This is a genomic window from Roseibium sp. MMSF_3247, assembly GCF_030733765.1.
Classification (GTDB): Bacteria; Pseudomonadota; Alphaproteobacteria; order Rhizobiales; family Stappiaceae; genus Roseibium.
In genome coordinates, this window is sequence record NZ_JASHII010000001.1 from 1,082,158 (window position 1) to 1,101,186 (window position 19,029).

Annotated in this window: 21 protein-coding genes and 1 riboswitch; of the genes, 8 read left to right on the forward strand and 13 right to left on the reverse strand. The window is 56.1% G+C overall.

Annotation, left to right across the window (positions count from 1 at the left end):
- The first annotated feature begins 90 nt into the window (after positions 1–90).
- Positions 91–170: riboswitch (SAM riboswitch) on the forward strand.
- A gap of 43 nt (positions 171–213) precedes the next feature.
- Positions 214–1,413 carry an O-succinylhomoserine sulfhydrylase gene (locus tag RBB44_RS04875; protein WP_306149452.1) on the forward strand — a complete coding sequence of 400 codons (1,200 nt, stop codon included), beginning with the start codon at positions 214–216 and terminating at the stop codon, positions 1,411–1,413.
- A gap of 22 nt (positions 1,414–1,435) precedes the next feature.
- Here the strand turns inward: RBB44_RS04875 and RBB44_RS04880 are convergent, their stop codons facing one another.
- Positions 1,436–1,789, reverse strand: a complete 354-nt coding sequence (locus RBB44_RS04880) for a putative quinol monooxygenase (protein WP_306149451.1) — start codon at positions 1,787–1,789, stop codon at positions 1,436–1,438.
- A 91-nt stretch (positions 1,790–1,880) separates the two neighbouring features.
- On the opposite strand from RBB44_RS04880, the gene RBB44_RS04885 reads away from it, so the two are divergent.
- Positions 1,881–2,198, forward strand: coding sequence for a helix-turn-helix transcriptional regulator (locus RBB44_RS04885; protein ID WP_133947941.1), 318 nt, complete (start codon positions 1,881–1,883; stop codon positions 2,196–2,198).
- Positions 2,199–2,207: 9 nt separating this feature from the next.
- On the opposite strand, the gene RBB44_RS04890 is transcribed toward RBB44_RS04885, so the two are convergent.
- On the reverse strand, positions 2,208–2,819 hold the full coding sequence (locus RBB44_RS04890) for a LysE family translocator (protein ID WP_306149450.1): 612 nt from the start codon (positions 2,817–2,819) through the stop codon (positions 2,208–2,210).
- 113 nt (positions 2,820–2,932) lie between these two features.
- Here RBB44_RS04890 and RBB44_RS04895 point away from each other — a divergent pair, with 113 nt between their 5' ends.
- A complete protein-coding gene (locus RBB44_RS04895; RefSeq protein WP_306149449.1) occupies positions 2,933–3,790 on the forward strand; it encodes a LysR family transcriptional regulator in 858 nt (285 codons plus the stop codon).
- 31 nt (positions 3,791–3,821) lie between these two features.
- Here RBB44_RS04895 and RBB44_RS04900 read toward each other — a convergent pair whose 3' ends face one another.
- Positions 3,822–4,433 carry a CDP-alcohol phosphatidyltransferase family protein gene (locus tag RBB44_RS04900; RefSeq protein WP_306149448.1) on the reverse strand — a complete coding sequence of 204 codons (612 nt, stop codon included), beginning with the start codon at positions 4,431–4,433 and terminating at the stop codon, positions 3,822–3,824.
- Positions 4,434–4,561: 128 nt separating this feature from the next.
- Here RBB44_RS04900 and apaG point away from each other — a divergent pair, with 128 nt between their 5' ends.
- Positions 4,562–4,981 carry a Co2+/Mg2+ efflux protein ApaG gene (gene apaG / locus RBB44_RS04905; protein ID WP_209172933.1) on the forward strand — a complete coding sequence of 140 codons (420 nt, stop codon included), beginning with the start codon at positions 4,562–4,564 and terminating at the stop codon, positions 4,979–4,981.
- A 17-nt stretch (positions 4,982–4,998) separates the two neighbouring features.
- On the opposite strand, the gene RBB44_RS04910 is transcribed toward apaG, so the two are convergent.
- The 3 genes from RBB44_RS04910 to RBB44_RS04920 all read right to left on the reverse strand — a co-directional run bounded on the left by RBB44_RS04910 (position 4,999) and on the right by RBB44_RS04920 (position 7,030).
- Complete coding sequence (locus RBB44_RS04910) at positions 4,999–5,409, reverse strand: hypothetical protein (protein ID WP_306149447.1); 411 nt, start codon at positions 5,407–5,409, stop codon at positions 4,999–5,001.
- 152 nt (positions 5,410–5,561) lie between these two features.
- Positions 5,562–6,632 carry a S9 family peptidase gene (locus RBB44_RS04915; RefSeq protein WP_306149588.1) on the reverse strand — a complete coding sequence of 357 codons (1,071 nt, stop codon included), beginning with the start codon at positions 6,630–6,632 and terminating at the stop codon, positions 5,562–5,564.
- Between the two features lie 26 nt (positions 6,633–6,658).
- Entirely contained in the window at positions 6,659–7,030 is a 372-nt protein-coding gene (locus RBB44_RS04920) for a tellurite resistance TerB family protein (protein WP_209177786.1), read from the reverse strand.
- A gap of 256 nt (positions 7,031–7,286) precedes the next feature.
- Between RBB44_RS04920 and RBB44_RS04925 the strand changes: the two genes are divergently transcribed.
- Positions 7,287–8,945 carry a lysine--tRNA ligase gene (locus RBB44_RS04925; RefSeq protein ID WP_306149446.1) on the forward strand — a complete coding sequence of 553 codons (1,659 nt, stop codon included), beginning with the start codon at positions 7,287–7,289 and terminating at the stop codon, positions 8,943–8,945.
- A 60-nt stretch (positions 8,946–9,005) separates the two neighbouring features.
- Here the strand turns inward: RBB44_RS04925 and RBB44_RS04930 are convergent, their stop codons facing one another.
- The 4 genes from RBB44_RS04930 to RBB44_RS04945 form a co-directional block, all read right to left on the reverse strand.
- Positions 9,006–9,509, reverse strand: coding sequence for an aggregation factor core (locus tag RBB44_RS04930; protein WP_306149445.1), 504 nt, complete (start codon positions 9,507–9,509; stop codon positions 9,006–9,008).
- Between the two features lie 60 nt (positions 9,510–9,569).
- Entirely contained in the window at positions 9,570–11,540 is a 1,971-nt protein-coding gene (locus RBB44_RS04935) for a methyl-accepting chemotaxis protein (RefSeq protein ID WP_306149444.1), read from the reverse strand.
- A 155-nt stretch (positions 11,541–11,695) separates the two neighbouring features.
- Positions 11,696–12,580: a thermonuclease family protein gene (locus RBB44_RS04940; RefSeq protein ID WP_306149443.1), complete on the reverse strand. Its 885-nt coding sequence runs from the start codon at positions 12,578–12,580 to the stop codon at positions 11,696–11,698.
- 18 nt (positions 12,581–12,598) lie between these two features.
- Positions 12,599–13,237: a helix-turn-helix transcriptional regulator gene (locus RBB44_RS04945; RefSeq protein WP_306149442.1), complete on the reverse strand. Its 639-nt coding sequence runs from the start codon at positions 13,235–13,237 to the stop codon at positions 12,599–12,601.
- Between the two features lie 219 nt (positions 13,238–13,456).
- Here RBB44_RS04945 and RBB44_RS04950 point away from each other — a divergent pair, with 219 nt between their 5' ends.
- Together RBB44_RS04950 and RBB44_RS04955 are read left to right on the forward strand one after the other, a co-directional pair.
- Positions 13,457–13,801, forward strand: coding sequence for a DUF952 domain-containing protein (locus tag RBB44_RS04950; RefSeq protein WP_306149441.1), 345 nt, complete (start codon positions 13,457–13,459; stop codon positions 13,799–13,801).
- Positions 13,798–14,892: a quinone-dependent dihydroorotate dehydrogenase gene (locus RBB44_RS04955; protein WP_306149440.1), complete on the forward strand. Its 1,095-nt coding sequence runs from the start codon at positions 13,798–13,800 to the stop codon at positions 14,890–14,892. Before RBB44_RS04950 ends, RBB44_RS04955 begins: the two co-directional genes overlap by 4 nt.
- A gap of 12 nt (positions 14,893–14,904) precedes the next feature.
- Here RBB44_RS04955 and RBB44_RS04960 read toward each other — a convergent pair whose 3' ends face one another.
- Positions 14,905–16,254 (reverse strand): MATE family efflux transporter, encoded by a 1,350-nt coding sequence (locus RBB44_RS04960; protein WP_306149439.1) that lies wholly within the window; start codon positions 16,252–16,254, stop codon positions 14,905–14,907.
- 119 nt (positions 16,255–16,373) lie between these two features.
- On the opposite strand from RBB44_RS04960, the gene RBB44_RS04965 reads away from it, so the two are divergent.
- Entirely contained in the window at positions 16,374–17,315 is a 942-nt protein-coding gene (locus RBB44_RS04965; RefSeq protein ID WP_306149438.1) for a histone deacetylase, read from the forward strand.
- Between the two features lie 2 nt (positions 17,316–17,317).
- Here RBB44_RS04965 and RBB44_RS04970 read toward each other — a convergent pair whose 3' ends face one another.
- Both RBB44_RS04970 and RBB44_RS04975 read right to left on the reverse strand, forming a co-directional pair.
- Positions 17,318–18,367 carry a hypothetical protein gene (locus tag RBB44_RS04970; RefSeq protein ID WP_306149437.1) on the reverse strand — a complete coding sequence of 350 codons (1,050 nt, stop codon included), beginning with the start codon at positions 18,365–18,367 and terminating at the stop codon, positions 17,318–17,320.
- Between the two features lie 88 nt (positions 18,368–18,455).
- The gene (locus RBB44_RS04975) at positions 18,456–18,731 is read right to left on the reverse strand and encodes a DUF6460 domain-containing protein (protein ID WP_209172945.1); all 276 of its coding nucleotides are present in this window, start codon (positions 18,729–18,731) and stop codon (positions 18,456–18,458) included.
- Between the last annotated feature and the right edge of the window lie 298 nt (positions 18,732–19,029).

The following is a 19,029-nucleotide window of genomic DNA, read 5'->3' on the forward strand; positions in this document are numbered from 1 at the left end:
GGATGCGGCTGGCCCCGCCAACTCTCTTTCTGGCCAATCTCAGGAAAAGGGGGAGGTAGATTGACCGAAAGCCCATTTTCGCTTAAGTGAAAGTCACCTCGTGGTGATTTGGGCCGGCCGGCTTGCAGCCACGTTAAACAAGTCGCTAAAAAGGCCGGAGGTGCAAACCCCGGTCTTGAGGCTGGGGTTTTTTCGTTTGGAGCGAACATCGACATGACTGACACCAAGAACACCGCCGGAACCAACTGGCGCCCTGCAACCGCACTCGTTCATGGCGGCACCACCCGCTCACCATTCGGCGAGACGTCCGAGGCGATGTTCCTGACACAGGGTTTTGTGTACGACAGTGCGGAAGCGGCCGAAGCACGGTTCAATGGTGAAGATCCGGGGTTTGTCTATTCGAGGTATGCCAACCCAACCGTCGCGATGTTCGAAGACCGCATCAAGATGCTGGAAGGCGCGGAAGCTGCGCGGGCAACCGCCAGCGGCATGGCCGCAGTCAATCTTGCCCTGATGGCGTCGGTCAAGGCGGGGGATCATGTGGTTGCTGCGAAGGCCCTTTTCGGCTCGTGCCGCTACATCTGTGAGACCCTCCTGCCGCGTTTTGGTGTTGAGAGCACGCTCGTCGATGGCACGGACATCGAGCAGTGGAAAGCGGCCGTCAAGCCGAACACCAAGGCGCTGTTTCTGGAAAGCCCAACCAATCCGACCCTGGAAGTCATCGATATTGCCGCGGTCGCGGAAATTGCGAAGTCGGTAGGTGCGCGCCTGATCGTCGACAACGTGTTTGCGACGCCGATGTACCAGTCTCCTCTGAGCCTGGGCGCGGATGTGGTGATCTATTCCGCCACCAAACATATTGACGGGCAGGGGCGCTGTCTCGGCGGTGTTGTTTTGTCCGATGAAGAATGGATCACCGAAGAGGTGATGCCGTTTGTCAAACACACTGGCCCGCACATGAGCCCGTTCAGTGCCTGGGTGCTCTTAAAGGGGCTCGAAACATTGCCGCTGCGCGTGGCACAGCAGACGAACAGTGCCGGCCAGATTGCGGACTTCCTGGCGGGTCAGTCCAAGGTGAAACGCCTGATTTACCCGGGGCGGGACGATCACCCGCAAGCCGAGATCGCCAAGCGTCAGATGCGCGGTGGTTCGACGATGGTGGCGCTTGAAATCGAGGGCGGCAAGGAGGCTGCATTCCGGTTTGTGAATGCGCTGGACCTGATCCGGATCTCTAACAACCTCGGTGATGCCAAAAGCCTGATCACCCACCCGGCAACGACCACCCACCAGTCGATCGGTGAGGAAGCCCGCGCCGAGCTTGGCATTACCGACGGCATCCTGCGCCTTTCTGTTGGTCTGGAAGATCCGCAGGATCTTCTTGAGGACGTCGAAAAGGCACTGGCGGCGATATAGTCCGCCAGCTCAATTATTGAGGTCAGGCTCCCGGATAAGGGCTGGCCATTTTGAGCCAGGTGACTTGCATCTCTCCGTCAACAAGCTCCTGATGGCCTGCAAGGAATTGTTGAATGTACGGCATCTGGAGGTGTTCCTTTAGGTCTGCCAGAGACGCCCAGGCTTCATAGAAGACAAAGAGATCCGGGTCGGCCCGGTCGCGATGCACGTGATATTGAAGAGCGCCTGTCTCTTCCCGTGTCGGGGTGACGAGCGCAACAAGTGCTTGTTCCAGTTTTTCAGCAGAACCGGGCCGTGCGCGGGCTTGACCGACCAGCGCATAAGGACCGGTTTCATCGGCGTCGGGTTCCGGGAGCGCGAAGTCGGGATTGGACATGGAGATCTCCTTAGGTATGATGTGTGTCGTACCTAGGTGAATAAAAGGTAAGATGCAAGCCTTACCTATCTAGTGGTGCATGAGGGATGAGATGGGAGAGAAGGACGACAATCTGGAGCCGGTCGATCTGGACCTGGGAAAGGTCCTCACCGCCTTGGCAGATCCTCATCGGCGCCGCGTGATCCGGGAATTGGTCCGGGCGGACACGGGTACGGAGCGGACCTGTGCCTCCTTCCAGCTTCCGGTCAGCAAGGCCACAGTGACGCACCATTTCCGGGTGTTGCGGGAAGCGGGCTTGATCCGGCAAGTCGATCGGGGCAATTCCAGAGCCGCCGCATTGCGCAGGGAGGAGATCGATACTCGTTTTCCCGGATTGCTGCCGCTGATTGCTGAAGAGATCAGCCCCTGACATCCTGATCTAACGCGTCGTTGCCAGAATTCCGGCTGCCGTCAGCAAGGTGCCGCCCGCCATCCGGTTCAGAAGTCTTGGATGTTGTCTCAGGAAACCGAGGCACTGTTTGGCACCGGCCGCATAAAGCATCACAAACGCAAAATCGAGTGCGGCCATGGTTGGGCACATGATCGACAACTGGGGCAGTACCGGCGCCGTCGGATCTATGAACTGCGGAAAGAAGGCGGTGAAAAAGACCAGTGCCTTCGGGTTGCCAAACGCAACCGCAAAGCCGCTCGCATAAAGCCGCGCCGGGTGGGACGACCGATCTGGTGTTGCTGCGTTAGATAGAGTTGGTGCTGACCGCCACATTTTGACGGCCATAAAGATCAGCACACCGACCCCTGCCCATTTGATGGCCTGAAACGCGACTGCCGAGTTGGCGATGATGATGCCCAGGCCTGCTGCGACCAGCAGCATCTGGATCAAGTTGGCGGAGATGTCTCCGAGGGCAGTATAGAGCGTGCGTTTCGTCCCGAACTGCAAGGCATGAACCATACCCAATAGGATACTGGGACCCGGGGTCATGGTCAGGATGAGAGAGGCGGCGACGAAGGCGAGCCAGGTTTCTAGGGGCATGATGTTGTCCAGACGGTAATTGTGCTGGAAGGTCAAATAGAGATATATCTTGGCATAAGAAAATAACTTGAGGTTATATTTTGTCGTCAGATTCTCAGGATCTTCCTCTCGCAATGGTCCGGGCTCTTCGGATCATCGAGGAAACGGGAAGTGTTTCCGAAGCCGCTCGGGCCCTTGGCATATCTCAACCGGCTGTCAGCAAGGGCATTGCCCAGCTGGAAAAACGGTTTGGACTGGATTTGCTCATTCGCGGGGCCCGGCCACTCGGGTTGACCGAAGAAGGGCAAGCCTTGGCGGCATTTGCCCGTCAGGCCGATCTTCTGCAAGACAGAGCGCTCCGTCATTTGGAGGATGTCTGGCGGGACAAGATCGGGACCGTCCGCCTCGGGTCCTTTGGATCATCCGCCTCCTTTCATATTCTTCCAAGGCTACTTGGCGCGTTTGGCCGGAAATTTCCTGGTATTGACGTTGAGATCCTGGAATTCCCGGACGCAGACCTTGAAACGGTTTTGCGCAACGGCGGCGTGGATGCGGCGATCTTGGCGGATCCGCATAAAGAGGATCTGGACATTCTCCCGCTCGTGTCGGACGAGCTGGTCGCCCTGGTTCGGGACGATCATCCGTTGGCGGTACGGTCAACGGTGCGGGCGGAGGACCTTTGCCAAGATCCCTTTATCCTGACCAAAGGCGGGAGCGCGCCATTGGTTGAGAAATGGTTCGCAGCAGCCGGACAGACGCCGAATGTGGCGCACACCATATTGCAGGTGAATTCGATCCTGGCACTGGTCAAGGCCGGCCTTGGGGTGTCGATCATTGCAAAACTGGCTCTACCGTCTGAGCCGGTTGGCGTGAAGTTCTTGCCGCTCACCCCAACTGCGCCAAGGTCGATTATCTTGGCCCGGATCGACAAGGCTCCGCGGTCACGCGCTGCGCAAACATTCTGGCAATTCTGCGAGAGCACCTGGACCTAAATGGCCGGACCTGAGTGGTATGGTAGGGTAATCAGCGATCCTTCAAGGCGCGGAGACCGATCAGGACGCGAGCACTGGCTGACACAAGGCAAACGCCGGCAAACGCCCAGGCAAGGACAGGGAACCAGGCTGGCAGGAGCGCCATCAGCAAGAAGAGGCCGATCGTCTCGGTGCCTTCCGCCAAGCCGCCAATGTAGTAGAGCGACTTGGCCCCTTGGTGGTTGGTCGAAAGTTTGCGTTTTTCCGCCATGATGGCAAAGGCAAGGAACGCCGAGCCGTTGGCATAAAAACTTGCAAGCAGAGCCGCTGCAGGCAGCGCATTGGTCTCTGGAGCCTGAATTGCAAAGGCGAGTGGAATTGCACCGTAGAAAAAGAAGTCGAGCGTGATGTCCAGATAGCCGCCAAGATCCGTTTTCTGGCTGGCGCGCGCAACCGCCCCATCCAATCCGTCAAACAGCCGGTTGAGGGCGATTAGAACAAACCCTGCCAGGAAATATCCAAAAGCGATTGAGACGGCAGCCAATAACCCCAAGCAAAAACCGGACACTGTCACCATGTTGGCGCTGATGCCGGCGTTGGCCAGCCGTACCCCGATTGCATTTAGGGGAGGATCGATCATTGGTCGAAGGCGGGCATCAAACATGTAGAAGCGGCTTTACGAAGGATTGTTTGGGCGTTAATGCGAAATCCGGTCCGATTTCACAAGCCACACTCTTTCACGGTTGCGTCAATCGCCCTATAAGCCACATGCAACTCGGCCACGCGGCCGGAATGATAAAAGGAACAATCGTGTCTGGCAGTTACCGCGCCATAACCGACAATATCGAAGTCTCCGTAGAGCCCTATTATCTGGACGATGAGTCGAAACCGGAAGACCAGGAGTTTATCTGGGCCTATCTTGTTGAGATCCACAACGGTGGTGACAAGCCTGTACAGCTCAAGAGCCGGTATTGGATGATCACGGACGCGCTCGGCCGGCTGGAAGAGGTGCGCGGTGAAGGTGTGGTTGGTGAGCAGCCTGTGATCGAGCCGGGCGAGACCTACGAGTATTCCTCTTATTGCCCGCTTGCGACCGATTCCGGGATCATGGCCGGATCATACGAAATGGAGCGTCCAGACGGCACGACCTTCCAGGTTGAAGTGCCAGCCTTCTCGCTGGACCTTCCCGATACGATCCGTAGCCTCAACTAGGTTGGGCTCCGGCGCTTTCAGACACTGTAGAGGCCGCCCGCAAAACCAATCAGGACCCACAAGATCCATTTCCGTCGGTTGAACGCGGTGAGCAGGGCAACGGCCAGGATCGCCATGACAGCATAGATCGCATGTCCGGCAAAACCGGTGCCAAGGACGAGCGCAAAAAGATCTGGGTCCCGGTTTTTGGCCAGCGGATAATGATACTCGGCGAACATCACCAGCGACACTGCAGTGACGCCAACGATCCAGCCAACAAAGGCGATCAGCATCCGCACACCCCAGTGGGCTTTCTTCTGAGCTTTGATGCGGGAAACCTGCCGATTGGGGCGGTGGGCTTGAGCGGGGTGCCTAAGGGCGACTTGCTGCTGATGGCGCCTTAACGGATAGCGCACAGTCGCCTGATAGCCTTGTGAAGGCTTGTTCATCCCCATCTCCGCATGATGCCCCTTGGCCTTTTCGGCTCTGATCGGGTCTTAGCGGTCTCCCGGTTAGGGGCGGGTAAAGCTATTAATTCAATTTGGAACGATTTGGGTCGCCAGGCGGAGTTTGTTTAATGCACCCTGAACCTTGACCCAAACTAGCGCGCCGTCACGCTTGCGGAATGCGACTGGTCATGGACCCAGTTGGCGATAAGGTCGAGTGCTCCCGGTGTAAAGGCCTCACGCCCCAAAGCCAAAAAGGCCCACTCGACCCAAAAAGGTATTTGGTCGGGGCGCTGGTAATTGAACAAATCAGAACGTAACAAGCCATGACTGGCGCCGTCGATGATTTCAAACCGGTTGGATGGGTGCTGGTTTTCCAGAATTTGCCGGTAGGTCTGAGAATTATAGTCGGGATCAACGTTCAGGTCGTCGCTGCCATGAATGATGAACATTGGCTTTTCGGCGGTCTTCAGCGTTTCTGTGGAGTTTAAACGCCAGTTCTTTTTAACGAAGTGGAACCGATCCTCGGGCATCGGAGTGGTTGTGTCTTGAGCGGCAACGTAATCGGCGTAAGCCGCCTCTGGGCCCAGATACTGTTCGTTCTGAGAGGCTTGGCGATCCAGTTCGCTTTTGATTGCCTCTGCAGAAGCGCCGTCGGCAGCCAGTCTTTGCCGTGTGTAATATTGCCCCTGGCGTTGCCAATCGACGGCACCTCCAACGAGCACCAGAAAATCGGTTGGTTCGTTTTCTTGTGCAAGGTGAGGCAGCACCCATCCGGCCTGAGAGAACCCCAGAAAGCCAAATGAAGACAGTGACAGGTCGGGAAGTGTTTTCAATTGAAGAAAGGCCGCCTTCGCAAGGTCGGCTCTGTCGCTCATGGAATGGTCCAGCCAATCGCCTTGACTGTCGCCAACGCCTGGCTTGTCCCAGGAGTAAACGGCGATGCCACTCTCCAGAAAGACCTTTATGAGCGGCAGGTATCCGCCGCCCGAGTACCGGTCCTGCGGTCCGTCGCCATGGACCAGCAGCATGACAGGAGCGTCCTGCACGCCGGGCAGGTGCAGGGTCCCGGAGATTTGTGTGTCCTGATGGCGAAACGAAACCGACCTGGCCTCGTAAGCCGAAAGGTCAAAATCATCGAGACCCGATAAGACCTGCAGGCCGAGGACCAGCATGACCGCGCCAAACACGGATCCGGTCAGCCAGTAAATCCAGCGCCGAAGCATGGGACGCAAGGATCAACGACCTCTGATCAGGCCGTGCGGTGGCGGGCGATGGCACCGCGCTCAATTGCTGCGACGGTCAGTTTGTCCAGGCTGAAACGATCGCGCAGTAACTGGAGGATCCGCAATTCTTCCTTTTCGACGTGCAGATCGGCTGCGGCGACTTCAACGGCCAGCGCATAGGCGGTGTCATAGAGTTTTGACGGCAGAATGTCGCCGACCAGTTCAAGAACCAGCGACAGGCCATTTTCATCCTGCAGAATGTCGCCGCAGCGCTGCGCTGCCGGAATGACATTGTTCGGGTTGTAATCCTTGAAGACGGGCAGTGTCTTGATCATGTCGCCGATCGTTGCCAGTTCATTGTCGGTCATGGAATTGTCCGAGGCGGCGACAATCACCATCACGTAGATGAGAGCTTCCTCGATGCTGATCGGGTCTTGTCCTGACACTTTTCAATTCTCCTTGGCCACCAATGGGCATTTCTGTTGCCCCGATGTAGCTGCTCAAACCCGCTGCTTCAAGCATGTTCCCTTTGACAATTGATTGACGGCGGCCCCGCTGTTTTCTAGTGTCGCGCCGCATCAAGCTGGCCAACCCCGGGGAATGACCCGTTTCGCCAGCTTTTCCCTCAAGAACAACTGAAACGACCTTAAGAACATGACCGATCAATCCCTGCCTCCGCTTGACCTTTCGCAAGAGTTTGTCGAGGCGGCCACCAAGTCCAAAGCGTGGCCGTTCGAAGAAGCGCGAAAACTGGTCAAACGGATCGAGAAGCGGGATCCGCAAAAACCGGTTCTGTTCGAAACAGGTTACGGCCCGTCCGGGCTGCCGCATATCGGTACTTTCGGTGAAGTTGCCCGCACGACGATGGTGCGCACCGCGTTCCGTCTGTTGACCGAAGACAAGATCCCAACCCGGTTGATCTGCTTCTCCGATGATATGGACGGCATGCGGAAAATCCCTGAAAACGTGCCGGACCGAGCCGCGCTGGAGCCGTATTTGCAGATGCCGCTCACTGTCGTGCCGAACCCGTTCGGCGGCGACTATGAGAGCTTTGGACATCATAACAATGCCATGCTTCGGCGGTTCCTAGACACCTTCGGCTTTGATTATGAGTTCGCGAGTGCGACCGACTACTACAAGTCGGGCAAGTTCGATGACATTCTTCTGCGGGCTGCAGAACGCTATCAAAAGCTGATGGATGTGATGTTGCCAACGCTTGGCGAAGAGCGCCGGGCGACCTACTCGCCGTTCCTTCCGATCTCGCCGACCTCTGGCCGGGTTCTCTATGTCCCGATGAAAGAGGTCAATGCCAACGACGGCACCATCACTTTTGAGGATGAAGACGGCCAGGACGTGACCGTGCCGGTCACTGGCGGCAACGTGAAGCTTCAGTGGAAGCCGGACTTTGGCGCGCGCTGGGCAGCGCTTGACGTCGACTTTGAAATGTTCGGCAAGGACCACGGTCCGAACATGGCGGTCTACGACAAGATCTGTAAGGTCCTCGGCGGAACGCCGCCGGAGCATTACGTCTATGAGCTGTTTTTGGACGATAAGGGCGAGAAGATCTCCAAGTCGAAAGGCAATGGTTTGTCCATCGACGAATGGCTTACCTACGCGCCTACGGAAAGCCTTGCGCTTTACATGTTCCAGAAACCGCGGACAGCGAAGCGGATGTATTTCGATGTGATCCCGAAGGCAGTCGACGAATACTATACGTTCGCGCAGAAATACGAACAGATGCCGGTTGAGCAGAAACTGCAAAACCCGGCATGGCACATTCACTCCGGCGACATCCCTAAGATCGACATGCCGGTGCCGTTTGCCATGTTGCTCAACCTGGTATCCGCATCCAACGCAGACAGCAAGGATGTGCTTTGGGCCTTCATTTCCCGCTATGCGCCAGGCGTAACAGCTGAGACACATCCGGAGCTTGACGCGCTGGTCGGCTACGCAATTCGTTACTTCGACGATTTTGTGAAACCGAACAAGTCCTTCAAGACACCGGATGAAACTGAGCGTCAGGCACTTGAGCAACTGGATGCGAAACTCGCAGCTCTACCGGCTGATGCCGACGGTGCAACGATCCAGGACGCGGTTCTGGATGTAGCAAGGGCGATCGAGCGTTACCAGGATCACAACAAAAAAGGACCTGATGGTGGACCGGGCGTGTCCGTTGCCTGGTTCTCAGCGCTTTATCAGCTTCTGTTGGGACAGGAAAAAGGCCCGCGTTTTGGATCTTTTGTCGCGCTCTACGGGATTTCCGAAACCCGCGACATGATTTCAAAGGCGCTCGCCGGAACGATCGCGGACTAGAGCGCCAGACTTATGAAGACAAAGCCGATGACCGTGTGCCGGTCATCGGCTTTTTTGTTTTCAAGACACACAGGCGTTCATTTTGACGATCGCCATTGCATTCGGCCCGAAAACAGCCTCTGACCGTTGGCCGTCCCGGAGCGCAACGACCTTTGCGCCGGTGATTTCAGCATCTGATACCGTGATCTCGCGGTTTTGCACGGTGTCGTCGACGTCGATCGTGAAGGAGATTTTCTGTGATTTTCCAAGGCTTTTGACAGTCAGTTGGATGCTGTTGTCGCCGTCTTTTACGGACGGAATTGCAGTCAGTTGCTCTCGGCCATCCGTGATTTCGAACGGCTGAAATACCTGAACACCGGCGCCGCTTGACGTCGTGTCAAAGATGAGACCGAACGGGGAGGGCTGAAGGTCGATCGTCACGGTCATCGGGCCAAGGTCGCAGCCGCCAGCCGCAGAAATTGTGAACCGGTCTTTTGGCGCCCCCTCATCGAACCGGACATCGAGGTCCGCTAGAGCCGGGCTCGACAGCGCCAACGCCATCCCACAAATCGCAATCATCCGCATGCTGGTCTCCTCATCTGGTGACCAGCTTACGTTGCCGTCGTTCGGTTGGTTTATTTGGACTCAGTCTGCATCGTCGAAGAATTGAATGCCGGTCATCCCGGCATCAGTCCAGACAACATGTCCAAGGCGTTCCTGATCATCGATCATCACGCTCACAGTCATGCCCTTTTCAGCGCCGATCAGTCCCTTCAGTGCCGCGCCTGTGCGGGAGACATTTTCAATTTCGATAGTCTGTGTTTTGCCATCGACCTGGGCTTGGGTAACCGTAGTCGTATCCTTTCGTGGAGATCGCCTGGCCTCGGCGTCCTGGAGCTCATTTTCCATTGCTTTGGCCAGCAGAACCAACTTGTCCAAAACGGCATTGCTGGATGTGTCCAGGTCTTTGAGCGCGTCGAACGCATCCTGCCTCCGGCCTTCTTCCGCGGCCAAGAGTGCCCTATGTCCCGCATCGTGCACATCCTTGTGCGGGGCCACGAGGGCCTTGAAAGCCGGGTGGTTCCGGACGCGGTCGTTCTTGATGCCGTCGTACCACTTTCCAAGACGGCAGTGATGATGATCAGGCATTACAGAAGATCCCCAATCGTCATGGCCGGTGACGGTATCGACGACCCGTTTTTTGAACAGAACATGGTCAATCCGAGCCATTTCCACCAATGATCGGTCACTGTCTGCGTCGAAGAAACGTTTGGCATTGTCACTGAAGTGGGTATTGCAATGCTGAAGCGTGGTTTGCATCTCGCCGAGCTGCATGTCGGTGTTGCGATTGGATTCAGCGACGTTTGATACGTTCCTTGCGATCTCGTGGCTGGCTTCCTTTTGCTGACGCAAAATATCCGTGATCTGGGTCGCGCGTTCCGAAACATTGCCGACCATCATGTCTATCGATTGCATAATTTCGTTGGCAGATGCGATCGCGCTTTCACCGTTTTGAACGGCGCCTTCTGATCCCTGGATCGCGGTTTGGATCGTTGCCATGCCTGCAGTGAGCGCATCGATGCGCTGTGCAATGTCCTCGGTTGCTTTCCCTGTCTGCGCAGCCAGCGTCTTGACCTCAGAGGCGACCACGGCAAAACCCTTGCCTGCCTCGCCTGCACGCGCAGCTTCAATTGTGGCATTGAGTGCAAGCAAATTCGTTTGGTCAGCAATGGATTGGATGACCGAGAGGAACTCGCTGATCTGATTTGCTGCGGTGTTGAGGTCTGAGAGGCTCTGCGAGGTTTCGCGTGAAGTCCGGGAGATGTCACCAATCGCTTGGGATACCGCAGACATCTTGTTGAGACCGTCTTTGGCCGCGTCGTTTGTCTGTGCAGCTTCCTGTGCTGCGCCTTCACTGTTTTCCGAGATCTGCTCGATGGAAGCAACCAGCTGATCGGCCGCTGCCGAAATGGACTCCCCGTTCACATTCGCTTCTTGTGTGTTTCGGGACAAAAGAGCCATCGCCATAACGATTTCGTTGAGCTCAACGATGTTATCAGCCGTTATCTGCAGATTGCGGAGACCGGTGGTTTCCCGTTCTTCAATGCCATCCAGCCGATGTTTTTCGGTTTCGAAGGCGCGTTGAGCGAGGATCATGTCCAGAAAGAAACGGGTTACGAGTTCCTGGATTGATGAGGTCATCGCGCTTTGCGAGAAGCGGTGTTTGCGAATGAGCACCGGGATGGCTTCATTCAACATACGGCCGAAGGCCGACATCAACCATTCTGCTTCCAAGCCGATCCGCACATGAGCCTGACCGATACGCGCTGCCTGACCAATGAATTCTAGATCGGGATCATTGTTGAAAATGTAGTCCCAATGCTTGCTCTGGGCGTTTTTCAAGGGCTTTGTGTTGGCTGCGTTCGATCCCATTTTCGCCCGCAGCTCTTCGTTTGCGAGCATGTCATTGTAGAACCGGTCCAGCATGTCGGGCATTGCAGGTTGGAGATCTTTCCAGACCTTCTTTGACGCATGCGTGTTGCTGCCCTTCGGTGTCATAAAGTCGATGAACTTGCTGAGATTCGTTGTTTCGGAAGGCTTTACGGGCTTCGGCATCGACATTTTTGCTAAAACTTTCGCGCTGCTAGATAATCAACGTCGTTAACCTAGCGTGAGCTGCGTAAAAGAATTTCTAATAATCGAATATGTGAACATTAGGTCAAATACCTATCGTCCAATGTCTAAGAGTTATTCTGGTATATTCTTTCTGCTCACTCAACCTGAGGCTGAGTATCTGTGTTGCCAGAGTTCGTTGTCGTGCCGTCTGTGAGTGTCCGCAGGCTCCAATCAACAACGTCTGGCGCGAGTTGCTCCAGATCGATTTCGTTGAGGGCGCTGGGTTCAGCCCAATCTGCTTGCGGAAGATCTGTCAACCACTCGGTCTGCCACTGGCCGATCTCCTTGGCTTTGGCCGCTTCTGCAAGTTCCTTGAATTCATCTGGGGCAGTTTCCAGCGGCGTTGCCCAGCCAAAGCGGACCAATTGCGAACTCAGATCGATTGCACCTCGGGTGCAGACTGCCGAGATTTCCTGAGGAGCCAGGTCTTCTTGTTTGATACAGCTGACTTTCAAGCGCCGGATGAGACCTCGTAGAAAGGTTCTGGCCCGCATGCCGCACGGCCACGATGCACCCAGTTCTGTCTTGCAGGTGGCTTCCAGATCCAGCGATTCAATGTGAGCGAGGCGCACTGTCAGGCGCACGGACTTCAGATGTCCTGCATCCGGAACTTCAACGCGGACCAGTTCCAACGGACCATCCGGGACTGGTTCGACCGGCGGGTTCAGGAGTTCGAGCAGCCGTTCCGACGGCCCGACACGGGTAAGTTTGCCGGTGACCTGAGGTGCCGACACACCGTCCGGTGAAACATCCCGAAGGGCATCTGGCGGGGACGCGGTAGCTTGCTCATCCTGCGGTGGCGCACTTGGGGCAACCGGAGCTGCATCATTATCAGGTTTGGCCGCCACAACCGGTTCAGTTTGAGAAGAGATGGTCTCCGGCTCAGGTATAGCTGGCGGTTCTGCGATTATGAGCCACGCAACCGCGCCGGCGAAAGCACCGACGACTGCAAGTGGGACGACAAGTGAGCGGATTTTCATATCCGGATCTCAACCCTGTTATTGGCTCGCCCAGATGATACGGGCTGTCCACTCAATTGCCGAGTGGAGAAGCGCCGCCTTCTCCGGATTGTCCCCGATTGTCTGGACCTGCAAGGTTTTCGGTGTCCGTTTCAAAAGCGTGTAGACGGCAAGACCGCCTTCTAAGGGTTTTAACACGATCCGGTCACCGCGCCGGACCGCAGCGGACGGCGCAACAACAATCAGGTCACCTTCACGATAAAGCGGCAGCAAGGCGTCACCAGACACCTCAAGGGCAAAAATGTTCTGGGTGTGGTCTGTCGGAAAAACAATTGTTTCCCAGTGTTCCCCCGTTGGGCGGCCCGTGGTGTCGAACGCGTTTTCCTCATGCGCATTGGAAAAGCCAGCAACCGGCAGCGCAGACAGCGTTGTGGACGGCCTTTGTTCTGGAGCTTCCACCCGCCCGGCAAAGCTTTTCAGGCTTTCGCCGGTGGCCTCAAGGATCTTTGCAAGGGATTCGGTCGATGGCCACCGGGGACGCCCATCACCGGCAAAGCGTTTCGAGCGGTTAAAGGTGGTCGGATCCAGTCCGGCTCTCTTCGCCAAGCCTGACGGCGTCATCTCGTTGTAAGAGGCCAATGCATCAATGGCAGCCCATACTTTTGCGTGCGACAGCATCGGGGCCCGTCTCCCACCACCAATCAAACAGGAATAAATACCTTTTTTCCGAGTATGGTGAGTGCAGTTTTTTCTGTCAAAAAGCAAGAATGGCAGCACAGACAAGAGTGCACTGCTTGTCTGTTCCGACGAGCATGAGTAGTGTCCGCCGAAATTATCCCGGACAACGGACTTTTATTACTCCGATGGACCCAACCCCGCATGGAGCGAAACCAGCGCATGACAGCGATCTTCAAAATTGTGCCCAAAACCATGTGGCAGGCAGCCGAACAATCTGGCGTGTTTAAAGGAGCTCCTGTGGATCTGGCTGACGGTTTCATTCATTTCTCCAGCGCTGAGCAGGTCCGGGAAACTGCTGCCAAGCATTTTGCCGGCCAGAACGATTTGCTCATCGTCGCGTTCGACGACACAAGCTTTGGCGGCACCCTGAAATGGGAGCCGTCGCGAGGCGGGGCCTTGTTTCCGCACCTCTACTCCGACCTCGATCCAGCTTCGGCGGTTTGGGTAAAGGATCTTCCTCTCGGTGATGATGGTGCGCACGTGTTTCCGGAACTGGCGGTATGAGCGGGAACGTGTTTGAAACGGCAATCCAAAAGGGCCTTCAGTTGCTGGACGCGGAAGCAGCCCACCGCGTGACAATTTTGGGCCTGAAATCTGGTTTGGTGCCTTCGAGGACAAGCCCAGTGGATGCCCGGCTCGCCGTCAACCTTTGGGATCTGACTTTCCCGAACCCTCTAGGCATGGCCGCCGGGTTTGACAAGAACGGTGAAGTACCGGATGCCCTGCTGAAGCTCGGGTTTGGGTACACGGAAGCAGGTTCGGTTACGCCGCGCGCTCAACCCGGCAACCCAAAACCACGCGTGTTCCGGTTGCCGAACGATCTTGGGGTCATTAACCGGTATGGCTTCAACAACGATGGGCACGCTGCTCTGCGGGACCGTCTAAAAGCTCGGAACGGAACTCCTGGCGTGGTCGGCATCAATGTCGGCGCAAACAAGGATTCTGAAGACCGGAACGCGGATTACGTTGCCGGTATCCACGAATTCGCGGAATTTGCCTCATACTTCACGGTGAATATTTCTTCGCCGAATACGCCGGGTTTGCGGGATTTGCAGGCACGATCGGCGCTTGCAGACTTGCTGACCCGCGTCATGGCTGCGCGCGATGACGCAACTGCGAAAATCGGCCGGCAGGTGCCGGTCCTCTTGAAGATTGCGCCGGATGTTGTCGAGTGCGACCTTCAGGACATCGTCGAAGAAGTCTTGGACAAAAAGGTAGATGGCCTGATTGTTTCCAACACCACCATTTCGCGGGAAGGCTTGAGCGGCGAGGGGCCTTTCCAGGAGACCGGGGGCCTTTCCGGCCGTCCATTATTCCAAAGATCGACCATTATGCTGGCAAAGGCACGCAAGATGGCGGGACCGGATCTCCCGATTATTGGTGTTGGTGGTATCGACAGCGCAGAAACTGCCTGGGAGAAGATCCAGGCCGGAGCTGATCTGCTCCAGCTCTATTCCGCTCTTGTTTTCAAGGGGCCGTCGCTGATCGACGAAATCCTCAAAGGCCTCGCTGCCAAACTTGACGAAAAGGGATTGCCGTCGTTGCGGGCCGCTCGCGATGCCAGCGTTGATGATTGGGCATCCAAAGAGCCGTAAACGCTGCGACTGCTAGCAGAAGGTTTCATCAGCGCGGCGCTGGCAAACCGCCAAAAGTGTCAGGCCGCGCAGTCCGAGAAACATCGAAATTGCTAGCCAGAGACCATGGTTTCCCATCAACGGAAACAGCGCATAATAAGCGGCGATATAGACGGCGAGCGACACCAGCATCATGTTGCGCATGGTTCCGGACCAGGTTGCGCCGATGTAGATGCCGTCCATCTGATAAGCGAGAACCCCGAGAAGCGGCGCGATCACCACCCAGATTAGGTAAATCCTGGACAGTGCCCGGACGTCTTCATTGGTGGTGAGAAGATCAATGATCATGTGGCCGAACAGGCCAAAAAACACGGACAGAAGCGCTGCCATGGCAAAGCTCCACAGCGCCGTCAGTTTCAACGCCCTGTCAAAGGCCTTGCGTTTCCGAGCGCCAACGGCCCATCCAGCCAGCTGTTCTGAGGCTGTCGCCAGGCCGTCCAGGAAATAGGCCGCGATCATGGTGAATTTTTGCAGGACGGCATTGGCGGCAAGCACCGCGTCCCCTTGATCGGCAGAGCGGGCCATGAAGAAGGCGAATGCATAAAGCAGCGCAAAGGACCTGATCATGATGTCCCGGTTTAGCGCCATCATCCGCAACAAGAGACGTTTGTCGAACACAACCTGCGGGCTCGGCCAAGTGCCTGGTCGCGGGCGTGTCAGGATTATGGTCAGGCCGAATATGGTGGTCGCAACTTCGCTGAGAACCGTTGCGAGCGCGGCGCCTTCGACACTCCAACCCAGCCCCATGACGAACCAGATGCTGAGTGCAATGTTGAGGCAGTTCAAAAACAGCTGCACCATCAGCCCGGTGCCAGCGCGTCCAAGGCCGATGAACCAGCCAAGGATCGCATAGTTGGCAAGAAGGAACGGCGCGCTGTAGATGCGAATTTCGAAGTAGCGGGTCGTTGCCACCTGAACGTCCTCGCTGCCGCCAAGAAACCATTGCCCCGCCATCAGCAGCGGTATCTGGCATATGATCACCAGTGCACCGCCGATCCCGGCAATCACCAAAGCCCGCAGGAGAGTCGCCCGAATTTCGGCCTCATCGCGTGCGCCAAGCGCCTGGGCCGTCAGGCCAGTGGTACCAGAGCGCAGAAAGTTGAAGGTGGTGAAGACGAGGTCGAAAATGATGCCGCCGAGCGCGATGCCGCCAATCAGTGCAGCATCTCCGAGCCGGCCGATAACAGCCATATCGACAACACCAAGAAGCGGTGTCGACAGATAGGCAAGCGTCATCGGCACCGCGATGGCAAGGACACCGCGATGGGTCACGGTCAGGTCAGCCGCTGGGGCGACGTTTTCGGTGGAAGCTGGGGAGGACATGCAAACACTTTCGATTCAAGCTGCAGTCATCGCCTTGGAGTGGGGGCGCGTCAAGGGCACGCACGCGCATGGCGGTCATATGGCTTTTCGGACAAGCGGTTTTGTCTATATTTGAGCAAATGACACTTCCGATCGTGCATCACCCTGCCTATTGTGCCGACCTTCCTGCAAACCACCGGTTTCCGATGGACAAGTTCCGCGCTGTCGCCGAACTTATCCGTGCGGAAGGTTTGCTTGGAAGCGGCGACTTCTACCGCCCTCGGCCCGCGCCGTTCGAGTGGGTCGCTCTTGCACATGATCCGGTTTATGTCGACCAGGTCTTCAATGCGGAAGTACCGGAAAAAATCGCCCGGGAAATCGGCTTTCCCATGCGCGCGGATATCGCGCTGCGGGCCCGGTGTGCAACCGGAGGCTCGGTTTTAACCGGCTATCTTGCCCTGGAGCACGGCCTTGCTTGCAACACGGCGGGCGGCAGCCACCACGCCCGGCGCGCACATGGTGCCGGCTTTTGTGTCTTCAATGACGTCGCAGTTGCCTTGAAAGTCCTGCAGGCTGATGGTGCAATCCGAAAGGCATTGGTAATTGATCTCGACGTGCATCAGGGTGACGGGACCGCCGATATCTTTTCAGGTGATCCGGATATCTTCACGTTTTCAATGCATTCGGCCAAAAACTATCCGGTTCGAAAGGTGCCGTCACATCTTGACCTTGCCCTACCGGATGCAATGGAAGATGCCGCCTACCTGACGGCTCTCCAAGAAGTTCTGCCTGATCTGCTTCGCCAAGAGGCTTGGGATCTTGTCTTCTATAATGCGGGTGTTGATCCGTATGTTGAAGACAGGCTGGGCCGCCTTGCCCTGTCACGAGATGGCCTGAAAGCGCGCGACCGCTATGTCATGGAAACTGTTCGCAGCCTTGGCATTCCGCTGGCCGGTGTTCTTGGCGGTGGATACTCAACCGACATTGAGGAGCTGGCCGATCGTCATGTGACCTTGCACAGAACAGCGCTATCGGTTTGGGAAGCCGAAAGGCGGTCCGAGAGAACAAGCGTTTTGGGGTGATGTCAGACCACAATATCTGTTTGGACCACGGGCGTTGTGACGTCGATACTTGACCCGGTGGCAGCTGTTTCTTGAAACTGACTTGCGCTCGTTCCAAATTTAGTGGTCTTGGGTCTTAATGTTTCTACGAGCTCGGGATCATTCAGGTCATCCCGGCCAGCTTTCAATTCATCCCGGATGTCGTCGAGGTCGTCTTCGGTTTCGTCATCTTTTTCAGCAAGCGCTCCCAGCCATTTGGCCAGCATTTCGATATCATCGCCCACCTTACGCAACCGATCTTGTTCATCGCGCATTCCGGCGATGCGGCTGTCCTTGTGAGCAGTTTCCGATTTGGCCTGCTGTTCAGCATAGGCGAAGACGCCGGATTTCAACGCTTCGGTCTGTTCTACCCGGGTTTTGGATCCGCGCCCAGTGGCGGTCCCGTCCTTTATCCCAGTGTACTCAGATGGCGTGCCAGTATCCGGATTGGAGACGGCGGGTTCTGAGAGGTGCTTTGCGGTTGCGACCTGGGCAGCGCTCGAACCGACGGCACCCAGATTAGACACTGTGGGAGGCTGTGATGCGCTGCCGAGTGTACTGGAAATCACGGAGCTGACAGCGTTGGCCGTCGCGCTCAGGGAACTGCCTGAGCCGCCTCCCAATTCTCCGGCGGCCTTTTTGAGCCCGTTAGCGGCACTGCTGAATTCCTTCGAAATCTGCTTGAGCTCTTTGAGCAGTCGTTTGGCCTGTTCCGGTGTTGCAAATCGGAGCAGCTCTTTCAGTTGCTCAATCCGCGCTTCGATGCGGGCCAGACGTTCTTCTCGGAGCGCATCCTTGTTGTCTTGTAGGGCCCGGGACATGCTGATGTTGGTTTCAACAGCGTCCTTGAAATCCTGAAGGAGACCCTGCGCTGCCTTTTGTTCTTCTTCAGTCAGTGGCGAGGCCGTGTTGCCGATTTGGTCCAAAAGCGTTTCGGCTGACCGGACAGACGTCTGCAGGCCTGAGCCATTGGTCTGAGGCCGCAAAGAAAACTGCTGCTGGCTGGCGTTCGAAACGATCGAGAAAAAAGACATAAACCAATCCAGAATGAAACAGGTGAGAGTGTCTCTTCAGGATGGTTAACGATTAATTAAATTTCCCGCATAAAGTGTGTCGCCGGGCCTATCTGTTTTTCCCGACTGCAAGCAGCCGTAGCAGGAGCCATATCGGGATGACGACAACGGCGCCCGCCGCAAGATAGCCGCCAAGACGTCCAAGCGCATGAAAGCCCATGTTCCACAGGCGCTCGACAAACTCGATGGCCATATGAACAAGATCGATTGGGTTCAGATTAAGCGCAGCGAGAATAATCCCGACAACAAAGGATAGGAAAACCAGACGCAACAAAACTTGCCCAGGGGAGCCTCCCATGAAACGGTTCAAGTTATTGTCGGACATCTGGTTCTCCAAAAAATGCAGTTTTGCTCGAAATAGACGTAAGCACCAAAATTAGGTCTTTCAATGTAAACATTTTCGCTGGAATGAAACATGCGATCGAAAAACTCGAAACTGCAAACGAAAACAGATCGCTGTTAACTATATGTGGTGTCGTAAATCGCAAAAATGTGTACGTAACAAGCTAATGACAAAAGACGTGTTTTGCTCTAACAATGACCTTGGAAGACTTACTTGGGCGTGTACAACCCACCCACACTCGTACGCGGTCAGCTTCCACGCCGGTTTGTGAAAGACAATA